The following is a 1,396-nucleotide window of genomic DNA, read 5'->3' as shown; positions in this document are numbered from 1 at the left end:
GATAAAGTCCATATAATTGTGTAAAAACAAAAAGAGTCAAATTAATTCCTCATGGTTACAATGGTTATCAGCGACGAAAATCATTGTGGAGGAAGTAATTATGACTCAAATACAGTTTAACCTAAATCTTGATCATTTAAAAGAATCGGTAATGAATTCAGATATTGACTCCGTTGTCAAAGCATCTATCGTACTTGTTTTGAATTCTGTTATGGAAAAAGATCGTGATGAATACTTACAGGCTGGAGCTTATGAGCGTTCAACTGATCGTCAGGACTACCGAAATGGCTATTATGATCGTGAGTTGATCATGAGTATTGGCAAGGTAACTTTAAGGGTTCCTCGCACACGTAAGGGTGATTTTTCCCCATCCTTGTTTGAAAAATATGCTCGTTGTGACCAGGCATTTGTTCTTTCTATGCTTGAAATGGTCGTGAATGGCGTATCTACCAGAAAAGTAAAGAATATCGTTCAACAGTTATGCGGCGAAAGTGTATCGAAGTCTTTTGTTTCTTCACTCACAGAAAAACTAGATCCAGTTGTTAATACATGGGCCAATCGTCCACTTAATACGTGTTATTATCCTTATATTTTCGCCGATGCCATGTATATAAAAGTGAGAGAACATAATCGTGTGGTATCCAAAGCTGTTTATATCGCTACGGCTATTACAGAAAACAATGCACGAGAAATCCTTGGTTTTAAAGTGAATCACTCTGAAAGTTATGATGCTTGGAAGGAATTTTTTCAATACTTACAATCACGAGGCTTACAATCACCAAAGTTACTCATAACGGATGCTCATAAAGGTTTAAAGAAATCCATCAAAGAGGTGTTTGTTGGTACAGTTTGGCAACGCTGCACGGTTCATCTCAAACGAAATATCTTTAATTTAATGCCGAAGAAAGGTATCGAGGATGAGAAAATTGGACTAAAAAGAATTTTTGAAGCTGTTAAAGTTGAGGATGCAAGGAAATTTAAAGATGAATTTATAGAACGTTTTGGAGATAATCCCAAACTAGAAAAAGCCATACAGACATTAGAAGACGGCTTCGAAGATGCCATTCAATATTTAAATGAGCCTATTAAATTCCAACAATATATTCGCAGCACCAATTCATTGGAACGATTGAATCAGGAAGTTAGGCGAAGAGAACAAGTTATCCGGGTATTTCCTAATACACAATCGGCGTTTAGACTAATAGGTGCTGTTCTCATGCACGTCAATGAAGAACAGTTATTGAAAAAAATAGTAAAAGAAAAATAGGTACACGAAGCGCGAAAATTTTGATTTGGTGGGAAGGGGGTACCCCCTTCCCACCAAATCAAAATAATAATAGTTGATAAACATTGTAATGATGGGAAAAGTAATTTACACAAAATCTAGGACTTGACT

The 1,396-nt window shown here is 36.1% G+C and carries 1 protein-coding gene; it reads left to right on the top strand.

Features of this window, described 5'->3' with window-relative positions; all coding sequences use genetic code 11:
• Positions 1–100 precede the first annotated feature (100 nt).
• Positions 101–1,267, top strand: a complete 1,167-nt coding sequence (locus ACIFOT_RS32495; protein ID WP_430073138.1) for an IS256 family transposase — start codon at positions 101–103, stop codon at positions 1,265–1,267.
• The last annotated feature ends 129 nt before the right edge of the window (positions 1,268–1,396 follow it).

The sequence above is a fragment of the Neobacillus sp. NRS-1170 genome, from assembly GCF_050468025.1.
This window is presented reverse-complemented; position numbering and strand designations above follow the sequence as displayed.

What these genes read in the sequence shown, in the direction of transcription:
- ACIFOT_RS32495 (WP_430073138.1), top strand. Translation starts at nt 101, where the DNA reads ATGACTCAAATACAGTTTAACCTAAATCTTGATCATTTAAAAGAATCG.